Origin of the sequence: Paraflavitalea sp. CAU 1676 (assembly GCF_029223285.1) — a bacterium.
Lineage (GTDB): Bacteria > Bacteroidota > Bacteroidia > Chitinophagales > Chitinophagaceae > Paraflavitalea.
Window position 1 is genome coordinate 815,105 of the sequence record NZ_JARHUJ010000003.1, and the last position, 12,658, is coordinate 827,762.

At 43.9% G+C, this 12,658-nt stretch carries 13 protein-coding genes; all 13 read right to left on the reverse strand.

Annotated features, from left to right (window positions below; all coding sequences use genetic code 11):
* Window positions 1-135 precede the first annotated feature (135 nt).
* The gene (locus tag P2H89_RS12335) at window positions 136-2,898 is read right to left on the reverse strand and encodes a T9SS type A sorting domain-containing protein (RefSeq protein WP_275827126.1); all 2,763 of its coding nucleotides are present in this window, start codon (window positions 2,896-2,898) and stop codon (window positions 136-138) included.
* Window positions 2,899-3,555: 657 nt separating this feature from the next.
* Window positions 3,556-4,569, reverse strand: coding sequence for a hypothetical protein (locus tag P2H89_RS12340; RefSeq protein ID WP_275827127.1), 1,014 nt, complete (start codon window positions 4,567-4,569; stop codon window positions 3,556-3,558).
* A gap of 74 nt (window positions 4,570-4,643) precedes the next feature.
* Window positions 4,644-5,186, reverse strand: coding sequence for a hypothetical protein (locus P2H89_RS12345; protein ID WP_275827129.1), 543 nt, complete (start codon window positions 5,184-5,186; stop codon window positions 4,644-4,646).
* Window positions 5,187-5,265: 79 nt separating this feature from the next.
* A complete protein-coding gene (locus tag P2H89_RS12350) occupies window positions 5,266-5,976 on the reverse strand; it encodes a DUF2071 domain-containing protein (RefSeq protein WP_275827131.1) in 711 nt (236 codons plus the stop codon).
* Window positions 5,973-6,950: an alpha/beta hydrolase gene (locus tag P2H89_RS12355; RefSeq protein ID WP_275827132.1), complete on the reverse strand. Its 978-nt coding sequence runs from the start codon at window positions 6,948-6,950 to the stop codon at window positions 5,973-5,975. Before P2H89_RS12355 ends, P2H89_RS12350 begins: the two co-directional genes overlap by 4 nt.
* Before the next feature lie 117 nt (window positions 6,951-7,067).
* Window positions 7,068-7,700 (reverse strand): hypothetical protein, encoded by a 633-nt coding sequence (locus tag P2H89_RS12360; RefSeq protein ID WP_275827134.1) that lies wholly within the window; start codon window positions 7,698-7,700, stop codon window positions 7,068-7,070.
* Window positions 7,701-7,732: 32 nt separating this feature from the next.
* Window positions 7,733-8,257, reverse strand: coding sequence for a hypothetical protein (locus tag P2H89_RS12365; protein WP_275827136.1), 525 nt, complete (start codon window positions 8,255-8,257; stop codon window positions 7,733-7,735).
* A 44-nt stretch (window positions 8,258-8,301) separates the two neighbouring features.
* Window positions 8,302-9,255 carry a hypothetical protein gene (locus P2H89_RS12370; RefSeq protein WP_275827137.1) on the reverse strand — a complete coding sequence of 318 codons (954 nt, stop codon included), beginning with the start codon at window positions 9,253-9,255 and terminating at the stop codon, window positions 8,302-8,304.
* Between the two features lie 87 nt (window positions 9,256-9,342).
* Entirely contained in the window at window positions 9,343-9,783 is a 441-nt protein-coding gene (locus tag P2H89_RS12375) for a hypothetical protein (protein WP_275827139.1), read from the reverse strand.
* 56 nt (window positions 9,784-9,839) lie between these two features.
* Entirely contained in the window at window positions 9,840-10,454 is a 615-nt protein-coding gene (locus P2H89_RS12380; protein ID WP_275827141.1) for a hypothetical protein, read from the reverse strand.
* A gap of 158 nt (window positions 10,455-10,612) precedes the next feature.
* A complete protein-coding gene (locus tag P2H89_RS12385; RefSeq protein WP_275827143.1) occupies window positions 10,613-10,936 on the reverse strand; it encodes a hypothetical protein in 324 nt (107 codons plus the stop codon).
* A 10-nt stretch (window positions 10,937-10,946) separates the two neighbouring features.
* The gene (locus P2H89_RS12390) at window positions 10,947-11,321 is read right to left on the reverse strand and encodes a DUF5071 domain-containing protein (protein ID WP_275827145.1); all 375 of its coding nucleotides are present in this window, start codon (window positions 11,319-11,321) and stop codon (window positions 10,947-10,949) included.
* A gap of 158 nt (window positions 11,322-11,479) precedes the next feature.
* Complete coding sequence (locus P2H89_RS12395) at window positions 11,480-12,520, reverse strand: tetratricopeptide repeat protein (protein WP_275827147.1); 1,041 nt, start codon at window positions 12,518-12,520, stop codon at window positions 11,480-11,482.
* Window positions 12,521-12,658 lie beyond the last annotated feature (138 nt).

Consider the following 12,658-nt stretch of genomic DNA (forward strand, 5'->3'; position numbering starts at 1 on the left):
GGGTGAGCTGCTTTTGGGCGCGGTTCGAGGATACGGTTTCTGTGCCTCGGGGCCAGGTCGTACCCTAGTGAAGGTGTCAAACCTTAAAACAATTGGCGCCGACGGAGCCAATTGTTTTAAGGTTTGACAGGGTTTTTACTGCTTTAGGAAAAGACATTGAAAAGCGTTTTTGCCGGCTCGAACACTTAGCATATACAGGCCAGTTTTTTGTCCAGAGAGATCTATCTGCCGTATCGTATTGGCATTCAGTTCTTTTACCTCCTGGCTCCACACCCGGTGACCGGCCACCGAATACACTTCGATAAGGGCTGGGCCGACAAGCTCCGCGTCTTGGATCTGAATATTCACCCAACCGGTGACAGGGTTGGGATAGAGCTTAATTTTCTGTTTGCCGGCGCCCACGGGGGCCGTGCGGGAGGTAGCGTTGCCACCGGCAGTAATGGATGCATTTGTCATGATAGTAAAATAGTCGTCGCTAACGTCTGCTGTTCCCCCGGCGCTGGCTGGCGACACCCTGATCAAACAAGTTGAAGCGCTGGGCAGCTCGCGGGGTATTGACCAGCTATAGTTTACAGGATTGCGGACATTGTACGTAGGGCCTGGATTATACATAGCGATCTCATTCCAGGTACTTCCGCCGTCGATCGAATATTCGAGCAGGAAATCGTCCACTTTATTGGTCTTCCAGGAAATCTCCATCGGAAATACCCAGGCATACGTTTCTCCACCGTTGGGACTCAATACCGAAACAACGGGCGGATTGATGATGGTAAATACCTGGTCGCTGGTATCCAGGCTATGCTCGCCGCCTGTACTTGTAACCTTCACCCTGCAGGTGGTGGCACCCACTGTGGGGACAGTCCAGTCGTAAGATCCGCTATTGGGAACATTGCTGGCGATTGGCTGCCAGCTTGCGCCATTGTTTGTGGTGAATTCGAGATTGACAGCTGCCGATCCATAATAGTACCACCTGATGGGGTAGGTTTTCCGCGCAAACAATGTTTCGCCCCCATTGGGTGATATCAATGACACGGTGCTGTTGGACCTGATCGTAAAATCAACATCGCTGCTATCTGCAACACTACTGTTTGTGGCGTCCTCGACGATGATCTTTCCTGTTTGAAAGTCTACATAAGGAACTATCCAAACATGCTGGCCACTGTTGGCGCCGATATTCGAGGCGATCAACTGCGATTGTCCATTGGTTTTGTACCTGATATTGACTGCCTGCACAAATGCACTTTGCCACCTGACCAGGCAAAGGCTATCACCTTCCAGTGATTCGCCTCCGTTGGGAGAAAGCACCTGAATGAATTTTGAAGGGGTGATGGCAAATGCAGCGTCGCTGCTGTCGGCGATCGCGGCATTCGATGCGTCCTCAATGATGATCCTGCAGGATGGCGCGTTCACAGAAGGCACGGTCCAGGTATATTGCCCCAGCGATGCGTCTACCTGGGAGGCAATCTGCTGCAGCACACCATTAGCCCGGTATTTAATATTGATCGTATTTACAAGACTGCGCTCCCATCTTATGATGTACTGAGCATTATTAGTCAATACCTCTCCACCATTTGGTGAAATTACCCGCAGCGTTGGCTGTATGGGTAAGGATGTAAGGAACTGACTATAGTTACCACTTCCATTACCAATAGAGAAGTCATCAAACTGTACTACACCGCCTGTTACAGCTCCTGCAACGATGAGGTTACCGGCGTTGGTCATGGCGAGCGATGAACCAAATCCGGTGGCAGGATCGCCGGCGGCCGTTTTCGCAAATCGCTTTTCCCAAACCAATGTGCCGGTAGTATTGTATTTATAAACAAAGCCATAGTGGGCCCTGAAACTATTGGGAGGAACCAGGATATATCCTCCTGTGGCAAAGATGCCGCCCGACTTATCGGCTACTACCGCTTTCACGATATTGTTTGCGTTCCTGTGCCATACATGCGCCCCTTCGAAACTAAAACAGTCGACACCCACATTAGAGATCACCGGACCTGCAGTACTGATAGCAATAGAAGAATTGTTTGTCAGGTAGCTTTTGTACACTCCCTGTGACTGCTTTGCCCATTGCCAGGTATTGATTGATTTACTGAACTTACTCAGAAATACATTGGAGTAATTAAAATTCTGATCGAGGATGGCGCCGCCAAAAATGATCCTGCCAGAGAAAGTGCCACCCAGGTAAATATTTCCCGCATCATCAACGGAAATATCCTCCGCATTAGAGACCGTGGTTCCCGTTCCGGGATACGACACACCCGACTCTGTTATTGAAGCACCAGACAGGTTCATTTGCACATAGGAGGCCAGTACCGATGAATTCAGCCGGTAGCGGTTAAAAGCGATATAAATACTGCCTGCTTTGTCGGTGGCAACAGCCATATATTCATCGGCCGGGTAGTTTGAAATCGCTGTGGAGTATTTCACCCAACGTGCCAGGCCGCTATAAGAGAGGCTGGCTACAAAAGACCGCTGCCCTTCCACGATTGCGTTGTTGGCCAGCGTAGGGTGATCGTAAACGATGTTCAGACTTCCTGTAAGAGAACCAACAACCACCGGAAGTCCTTCGCTATCGATGGCTATGTCGTACGCTCCCACGGCCGCCTGTGTAATATTCAGCTGCCGGGCAAATAGCAATGCGCCGGTAGAACTATAACCGGCGACGTACAGATCGCTGGTACCGGCGGCGCGAAGCGTTTGGTTACCAATCGTGATCTGCCCGGTAAATTTCCCGATCTGATAGATGGTTCCCCCATTATCAACCGCCATTTTTACATCGAACTGATTGGAGGGACTGACATAGGCTGATTCTTTGGCCCATTGCCATTTCTGGGCAGTTGCCCTTTGAAGGAGACAGGTAAACAGAACCAGGAATACAAGTAAACATTTATTCATACATGCGATTTAGTGATGCTTTTCGACTGAACAATCACGATAGCAATTGCCCCATACACGCGCGCATTTGCCTGCCGGGCATAATTGCGCAGCAGCAGTCAAAATGATTGCGTGAATACATTGCAGGATAAGAGAAATACTACGTAAGGAAAGTAGTAAAATAGTGAGCTCACGATATGAGGCCACGGTGTAAGAGGGTGCAAAGCTAACCTTCCGGGGTTATTAAAACAATATCGACAGATCGTAGAACAGACGACTGTTGTGTTTGTGTTCTTCTACAGCCATAAGTCGGGGCCGAACGCCCCTACCAGATGTGCCGAATTAAATTAAAAATTGGGTTTGCCTGAATGGACACTTATCTTTTCCCAATATACACAACTACCCCGGCCGCTTTTGGTGAAAGTGGGCCTTTAATCGCACTTGTGCTATTTATTCGAGACCGGTACGGGAGCGGTACGGAACGGGTACGGGAGCGGTACGGGAGCGCCTGGTGCGATGTCCTGTCCTGGCAAACGTAGCACTTCGTGGGGGCGCTTTCCAAATTTCAGGAGCAATTTCTTGGGCGATGTCAGGTTATGTCATGACATGATCCGGACTTTGAAGGCATCTGGAAGTCAGGAGATCTTAAAGAAGTAATGATGCCCATAAAGATGGGAATTAATATACGTTTTCGTGCTTCAGCTTGCGCAGTTTATCCAGACTGCCTTTTCGGCTAAGTAAATCTCCCTGCCAATCATAGGTCTTTCCTTCTATCTCTATTGATATGCCAACTCTATCGGACCTATCATAAATGCGATATATGGCATTTTTATGTTTAAAGGTCAACCTGAGATCATTGGTTGTGCTATCTAGTGTAAAATCGTGGGTTTGGTCAAGCGATTCGTCCGGATAGGAAAATTCTATGGAGCTATCCTTTTTGACAGCTGCATAATTAAGCATTCTGTCGTTGATATTATAGAGGATCACCTGCCGGCCGTTTGCCGGCACCTTAAAGGACAGTATTACCTCGATACCTTCCTGTTCCATATCTATTGTTTTCACAGACTTTTTTACCATTGCTTTTCCATTCCAAATCTCTTCCGTATAAATAGAAAATGGGATCTCCTGCTGAACGGTACTAATCCGGATTGCCCTGGGCTTGTTATTTTGAACAATAAATTCCGAAAATTCGTGCCAGCAGCAGCCGCTTTTCGTCATAGTGGTTATTCTCTTTTCCTTGCGATCAACGTTGAACATGCCGCAGTACTCCTGTGCCAGCCTTGTAAACTCATTGTTGAGCAAAAAGCCTTTGGGAGAGGCAAGGTATATTTTGAAGGAAGGTCCATGATAACAGCTGTTTTGTCCATCGCTGATGGCGAAATCATTTTTCCCGTCAAAATTAAAGTCTTCGTATATGATCAAACTTTGCTCGCCATAGGGCAGAGACTTTATATTGGCTAGGGCTTTCCCGTCATGAAGCGTCAATGCCAATTCATCGGAAGCCACTTTAATGAGCTGCTTTTTCGTTTTACGTTCATAAACAGCCACCCAACCTTTGCTGAATATTTCCGAGGTGTCGTTGATCTGAATTTTCCCATAGTATTCCTTGGAGAAATTATCAACGGTATAGACTGCTTGACCGTAACCCAAAGTGGACACAAGAATTAAAAATATTGCCGAAAGCATTTTCATACATACAAACTTCGAAACCGGACTACTGGCTGACATCTTAATTGGAAAATAAGGCGCCCTGACTCTGATACCACCTAGACGTAAATTACTATCAATTCACACTGCAACAGCGCCTCCAGTTTTCCGATAAATGCAGGATTTGCTTCGCTATCAATTTCTACAAACTGTATAAATTGCCGGCTTAACAATCTATCCTCCGGCAATTTTAACGCTGTAATAGATTGACTCTGGCTACATGAGTTACACTGAATTGATAGTTCTCCAAAATCTGCACAACTGCCTTCCTCACCTTCATTTTCGTAAAATTCGGCAACCTTTTCGTACAAGATGGCACCCAAGCCACTCCCGCAATAGACACAAGTCGCCGTAAAGTCTGGCCCCACCTCCTCCGGCACCAATCGCAAATTCTTTGAATCACGAATTTCTGCGTATTCAAACGCGCCTTCGCTATCCAAGAATATGCCTCCTGCATTATCACCAGCAGCTAACCAGCCATATTCTTCGCTGTACAAGCCATCGATTAATTGATTCTTTGTCAGGTATTCCTGAATGATGTTTTGGAAGTCTCCGATGGGAAACTCCTGCGTTGGGACCAAATACAAGATTGATTGAGACATATTTTACAGTTTCAGCCAGTACTTTCTAGCTCTTCGCGTCAGCATTAATACAAAGGATGTACAAAAACAGGAGCCGAATCTAAATTAACCTACCACTTCTGACTGCTATAGCGGAACCCTCTGCTAAAAAGACGGATGCAGGTTTTTCCTTGCTTAAGAAGTCGAAATCCCCGCCATACACATTTCCGAAATCCACTTCTACTAAATGGTCCTGGGTATTGTAAACTTCCCACCTGGGATGTTCTACTTTGTACTCGGATGTTCTATTATCAGCTATCCTGGTGTACCCCCAATAGTGCTCTGTAATAAATTCTTCTTCACTGCCGACTTGTATTGGGACAGTTTGGTTGTCGGCTACAATTTTCAATGAATGCCAGCGAGCCTTCTTCCACCGGTACTCTACGATCAGTTTGTTATCCTGGTTTGTCCAGGAATGAGCCATCGGCATGGTCTCATAATTTTCTTTGTAGACTGTATTGGCCACAAATGACAATGCGGGCCTGGGCACAATTTCCTTGATGAATACTACTCCCCTCTTCCACTCGCCGCTATCCTTATACCTCACATAAAACCTAAGATTGACCTCTTCAAAGTTTACGTGAAAGGGGATTTTAACCCCTTTGATCCTGGTGTCCTTGAACATAAAGCCAACCAGGCTCACATAGCATGTATCATTCCATAAATCGATCTCTGTGTGATGTGGCAGGTACCTGGCAAGCAAGCTACTATCAACGGCAAAATTTGCCATTGCCAGCTTTCTCCATTCGGCTTGTAAGAATGTTTTGCTCATCTGCTCTTCTCCAATATAGCAAGTATCGCCTTTTGAAACTTCTCCGGTTCGTCCTGATGAATTTGATGCCCGGAGTTTTCAAATAAAACCAGCTCTTTCCTGGGTGCTTTCAGTTGCTCATAATACTCTTTTGTTATGCTGGTTAACGTTTGAATGTCATTTTTGCCAACGAGAAAATAAACCGGACAGTTTACCTTTTTTAAGGTCTTTGGCAAATCGATATTCATTACTTCATTCCACGCAGGCGACCAGGTTTTAGACCATTGAAGAAAACCGGTCTTAAAATCATTGGTTGTGACAAATTCTTTACCCTCTTTATAAAAGAGCCACTTTCTCAGGTAAAACAGGTCTTCATCAACCTTAAAGGGAATATGTACCTCCGCTAGCTCTTTCATGGCAAGTGCATTATCTTTAAAATGAATCTTCAAAGTCTTGAGCAATTCTTTCTCACTCGCCAATTGACTGATGACTGGATTTGCCGCAAAATAGGAATACAATAATTCAGGGTAATTCTTAACGATATAAAAACCTAATACGTTTCCCCAGGAACTGCCCAGTAGGTATATCTTTTCTTTGTTCAGTTCTTTTCTCAGAAACTGAATAACCAGGTAAGTATCTTGTCCCATTTGCTCAACTGACGGCTGGACTGGCGAAGGATTCAATTTTAATGTTTTCCCCGCATCTCTTTGATCCCATTGGACTATGGTAAACTTACCCTTCAACAGATTAGTAAAAGAGCCAGCATTTTTCATCATTGAACTTCCTGGACCACCCGAAAGAAAGAGAAGTATAGGCTTATTAGCATCGTCAGTCTTAATTTCTATAGCCTGTTTTATCCCGCCAATTTCAGGCGTCAGGATGGTGTCAATGCTGACAGGGCCATTGCCTGACTTACGTTCATTTACAGTTTGCGCATTACTTATAAAAAATGAAAATACAATTGCTGATACAACTAAAAACAGACCTTTTTTCATCCAAAAGTTATTGATAACGATTATTTACAATGTTCGAGACCTTGTTCCGTGCTGGTATTCTTGTTTCGGCGGCCCACTTGAAAACGAAAGTACAGGTTTTATACCTGTTATACGCTGTTAGCCAATCCTACGCTCCGAAAACCCCTTTGCAATGATGTGAGCTTGTTTAAAGTTTTCTTCGTCTGGCCAATTGCCAGTGTTACTAAAAAATAGAACGTGATGTCCGTTCTCATTTTCCTGAATTTCGTTAACCCGATATTCGACTCGATGTTTATCGAGCACCTGAAAACAAGCATTTTTTAGCTGGACAGGTATGGCTAGCTGATTTTCCCTCAGCGTTTCAAGTGTTTCGGGAAGGCCTCTATAAAGCCAGTGAAAGTCTACCCAGTTACCACAGGCCTTTGTATGCTCAATAAACAAATCGCCCATCAACGAAGGGATATTATTTGACTTACTGGTGATGTTAAAAAAAACTTCATCATCGAATTGCCAAAGCACCGGATGATTGTCAAACACTTTCAATTCAGTTCTAGCGATAATATACTGTGGAATTCCGTCTGTCTGTGCCAGGTCATTGCAAACAATCTCCCACAATTGAGGCACCGTACCGTCCTCCTCATCTATCGAAACTTCCAATACAAATTTGGCATCTGGACTGCCCCAAGGCGAAATTAAGACCTCTTTCATTCTCATTCCGCCGTAGCGCTTATATGGTTCTGTCGAAGTAATGCGTCTTAACTCCTCAAGCATAATGGTTATCAAATTTATGGTGTACCGCGATCTCATTTAAAATGATAACGCCGGGAAATCAGGTTTTTCCATCTATAAGGTTCTTCTCCCAGAAATTTAACAGCATGACTGGCCAACGCAGGCTGTATGTCTTTAAAATTCGTGTAGAGAAACTGAGGTAATTCGATCATACGCCCGTCTGAAAAATAGAAAATAAGAGTCTTAAAGTCATAGATAGCTCTCCTGTCTCCATAGCTTGAAAGGCTAAATCCTTTGAAGTTTTCGTCAAGCGGTATTTGCCTACCCAAAATATTGTCTTTAAGCATTGGTTGTTTACCAGTTATTACTAAACTATACCGTTGCGTTAATGTTGATTTACCAAGAATGAATATCAAATAGCTAAAAAGCAAAAGGCCGAAGGCTACTAATCCCAATGCCTTTATACCCGAATGCTTCCTGGTCAAACTTGGGATACCAATAAATATAAAAAGCGAAATAGCTCCAACCAAGGCTAGTAATAAAAGAAGCCGTAAAACGAATACAGCATACACGTATTTACTTTTGAAATCTGCCATCATTAAGCTTATAAGAATGTTTTGCTGTTCAATCCACGATCTCAACATTACATTTTAATGGTCTGTGCTGTGGCTTTGAACTTGTCAATCCACTCCCCTTTTTCACTATCAGCCCCTAAAAACAAAACAGCCTTTGTTCCTTTATGGATAATCACCTGGTATAAAATTCCTTTCCTATCCTTGTCTTTTGTTTCCGCCATCACTTCATAGGCCAGATTTCCATTTATTGAAATGTCTTGCCTTACTATATTATCTATTTCAATACCCTGATTGCTATATCGTTTAGTAACATAATCCAAAAACTCTTTTGCTTTTGCAAAACTTGGCGCCTCGATGGTCGACAATTGAAACGTTGGCAGATCATCCCGCGGTGTTGCCATATCGGCCTTACCATTTGGGGAGTATATAAACATATTTCCCATGGTCGAAGCATATTTAAAGCCAGTTATACTTTCATCAAATTTAAAATCAGCTAATTCAAGCGGATTCAGGTCAAATGATTTATCATAGTAGGAAGCACTGAATATTTTGTTCAATTCGTCCATGCCTGCTTTATCAGCCGTTTGACAAACACCAACGAGCATCATTACAAAAGTCTCATCGCCAAAAACAAACCCCAATTTCGTTTCTCCTTCGGTCTTAGATGGCCCCGAAAAATAAATCGCGCCATACCCATTGTACTTTACCGGCTTAATAATGTCGACCTTTGCTCCCTGACTTTCTATGGCCTCTCTGGTCAACTTGCTTTTAAACTCCGTAAAGTTTGAGTTCGGAATTTCCATTACCTGCATATAGGTGTTATTGTCACGCTGTAGCCGAACCATGCTTTCCATTGGTTTATAAGTAGCAGGCGTTGTTACAAAAAGCTTTGTTCCTTTAATTCTTTTCAGGCTTTCTGCCTTGGTCACATTAATGTTATCAGGAAAAGGACGCTGTCCATTACTACAAGAGGCGAATGCCATGAAAGATGTTAATGCGACAGCAATAAATAGAAATCTCATTTTAGAGTTTTAGGGTATACGAAGTGATTCCAGGTAACATACCTGGCTGTGCAAAGTAATGGAATTTGAATCCAAAGCCCATGCCTCTCAATAAAAATCACTATCAATCCACATTATCCAGCCATCCCCCATTCCCCAAACCTCTATCATTTCGCCACTCTTGCCGTGGTACCCTTTAGATGCCTGGTCTTTATCACACAAATCCCAGGAAAAATGCAATGCAGCCTTACTACTCCAGCTGCTCGTAAATTCATAGACCGCCGTATCTGTGCACCCCGTAAATGATACACTGATATCAAAAACTTCGAGGGCAGCCAACTGCCGCTGGATATTATCGGGCAAATTATTCACATTAACCGGAGGGCCATCTTGTAGGTTTTGTGTTTTAAGTAAGCTGACCAAACTGTCGAAATCGCTCCGGTGCTCCTCAAACTTCCTTTTGTAGCGGTTTATATCATACCTGTTTGGCGCACAACTACCGATAACTACCAACAAAAAGGAAAATACAATAGATACCTTTATACTCATACTCCAGAAACTTATACGTCCAATCATTTATTCTATAATGTCGACCTTTCTCCAAATCAACGTGTATGCCTTTCGGGTTGTTCCGCTCTCGAAACTCTCTTAAAATATTCAATATATCTGCACAACGTCAAACTAAATCCTTCAAAATTCAGACTGCTGAAGTTAGCCAGGTCGAACTTATCATAGGAGACCATTGTTTTGTCGACAACAATAAGGTACTGTGAATTAACCTTCGCTCCAGGGTTTGTCAAAATGGCTGTTTCATAGATATTTTGCCATTGAAACAATCGGTCATCAATCAATATTCCACGACGATCAACATGAATAACGTAATTCCGTGTCTTATCCAACGAGTATTGCCAAATACTTGTTACAATGAGAATGCCTGAAAATGTGTATCCGAACAGGAGACCAATGCCATTTGCCTTGTCTGAAAATAAAGTTTCCCTGACTACCAGGATTAACAAGCCTAAAGCCAAAGCCAGCACAACATATTTGGAATAGCTACTTGGCCTAAAGGTCTTTTCTGTAATATCACCCACCACGTCATTGGGTCGGGCAATTTCAGAAGTTGTTTCGATTGTCATTTCCGAAAAAAACTTTGAAATAAGGTTAAGACTATCTATTTCTGTTTGCCTTATGCGCTCAAGATATTCATCTGAATGGTTCATTGGTTAAATCTTTCTGTTCAAAGGCCATAAATTCATCATCCGTCCAGTGCCTAATGTTTATTTGCAGTGTCTACTGGAATCGAAAGTTCCTGCCTATCGTTGCTGCTTTTTATAATACCAACATGCTGATGCCATTCTATAATAAATTAATCCAAACCTTACAATACGATTTTATTAATCCTGCCAACTAATGAAGAAAGATCAGTGCGTTTTATGTCATTTAAGGTCACTTGACCAACGAATGAAAAATGCCTGTTATCCGGGATACCCGAAGATATTCCAATACACCAAACAACTTTCCTATCTGAAATTTGCGGATCAATTAACAACGTCAAGTAGAGATCTGTATCAACTGGCCTCCATTTTGATTTTAAATGCAACATATCGAGAAACCACCAGTCGGACTGAACGTCGGCAGGCCCTAGTAAACTCCAGCCGTTTTGCTGAAATGCGACAATTAATTTTTCAATCCTTGCATCCATTTTTCAGTAATTAGTCACCATTCAAAATAGCAAGCGCCTCTATATTAAGTTCTTCTTCTAATTCGTCTCTTGTCGGAAATCGGGCTATCCGCTCAACTTCCTTTAACAAAACGGGATCAGTAGTCTTCCTTACGAGCATTGTTAGTACTCCCCATTTCCATTGCCCATCGTTTGTTTTTAAGACATTGATAATGTCTGGCGTTATTCTATCCGCAAAAGGCGCTAAGATTTCTGCAATAGGATGAGCAATGGGCCAATGAAGATCCTGCAACAATTCCAACAGATCAGGAACAATCGGCCTCAATTGTTCAAATGAAAGCGCTTTAAGTCCGTCGATTACTTCCTGGTCATCCTTATGCTTTGGTATAAGTTCTTTTATATCCATATTGCTACCCGCTATAATACACAATTTCTAACGGAAAACCATAGCTACTATATCTCATTGAGAGATTATTGATCATTCATCCGGCCGGTTAGCCAGTCCAACAAAAAAGCCCCCTTACGGGAGCTTTCTAATATGCAAAGTCGGGTGAAATAGTTCGCTTAGCGGCCTCCGGGCATCTTCCTCTCCTGCTTCAGGTCTTTGAGAGAAGGGTCCATCGCAATGGCCTGGGTACACAACTGCTCGCCTTTTGCCTTATCACCTTTTTTCTGGTAGGCCATGCCGATCATGTACAAGGCATTGGAGTTCTTTTTATCCACCACCAGGATCTGATCCCAGGTATCGATAGCCTCCTGGTATTGCTTATTGTGATAATAAGCATCTCCTACATTGTACAGCAATTCGGCATCCTGCGGACGGTGCTCCAGTACTGCCTTCAATAATGGTAATCCCTTATCGTATTGCTTAAGGTTGAGGTAGGCATTGGCGAGGTTTTCGAGGTACACGTCGGTACGCTTGTAGCCTTTTTCACCAGCCATTTCGAACCAGTACACGGCTTTTTTATCATCGGGGATGGAGTATGCCACCATGCCCGCCTCGAAGATCCAGTTGGCGTTATTCGGGTTGCGCGCAATGGCCTGCTGGTAGCAGCCTTCGGCACGCTTGTAATTGTTCATTTCCACAAAACAACGGCCTGCGATATAAGGCACCTCGGCCAACGTAGAATCGTCGCGGAAGGCACGCTCACAATATTTCAGCGCTTCGCCGTAATTGTCCAATTCGTAGTACGCTTTTGCGATCACGAAGTTGAGCGGTTTGGTACCGAGTTTCTTCTCCTGCATCTTCTGGGCATATTTGATCGCATCGGCCCACTTACGCACATTGAGGTTGAGGGTGGCAAGATTTTCTATCACCACCGGGTTATTGGGATCTTTTACTTCTGCTTTGAGGAACTTTTCACGCGCTTCCATATAGCGATTCTGCGCTACGAGCACATTGCCCCATTCGATGAGGTTGGCCGTATTGTCGGCACCAAACTGGTCGGATTTCGCAAATTGCTTTTCGGCTTCGCGGTATCGGCGGGCCTGTTGTTCGGCCACCCCTTTTTGATGGTAAAATGTAGCACTATCCGCATTTTGAGCCAGCGCAGATGTGGAGGCAACAGAGCCGATGAGCAGCCATAGAAGTGGGTACTTCGACATATAAAAGGATTTGGATTTAGGCAGCGGGCGCGAATTGGCTCTGCTTGCTTAGGCATACAGCCAGCAGCCATCCTTAAGGCTGCAATATTACTGCCAGGTATCATTATCAATGCGTTACATGACCGCCTGGCATTAAAT